This is a genomic window from Streptomyces sp. SID5910 (assembly GCF_009862125.1).
Lineage (GTDB): Bacteria > Actinomycetota > Actinomycetes > Streptomycetales > Streptomycetaceae > Streptomyces.
The window spans coordinates 1-270 of record NZ_WWHX01000628.1; the positions used below are offsets into that span (position 1 = coordinate 1).

Sequence of the window (270 nt, forward strand, 5' to 3'; positions counted from 1 at the left end):
GCCGCCGCCGAGATCCCGGCCCAGGCCTCGCAGGAGCCCGAGGCCGCGCCGCGGCGTCGGACCCGCAAGGCCGCGGTTGCCGAGGCTCCCGTCGAGGGCGCCGAGGTGAAGCCGAAGGCTCGCCGTACGCGCAAGGCGGTTGCGGCGAAGTCCGTGGAGTCGGAGTCGGCCGAGGGCTGATCCCGCTGCTGTATCCGGTCGTCGGCCCGGTCCCGCCACTCAGGCGGGGCCGGGCCGTCGGCGTCTCCGCGTCCGCTGTCGCCGAACGGG

1 protein-coding gene is annotated in these 270 nt (G+C 77.0%); it reads left to right on the plus strand.

The genetic code is table 11. The features are described 5' to 3' along the window. Positions 1-180, plus strand: a 180-nt coding sequence (locus tag GTW67_RS22115) for a hypothetical protein (protein ID WP_161166548.1), incomplete at its 5' end; no start/stop codon positions are given. Positions 181-270: the final 90 nt, after the last annotated feature.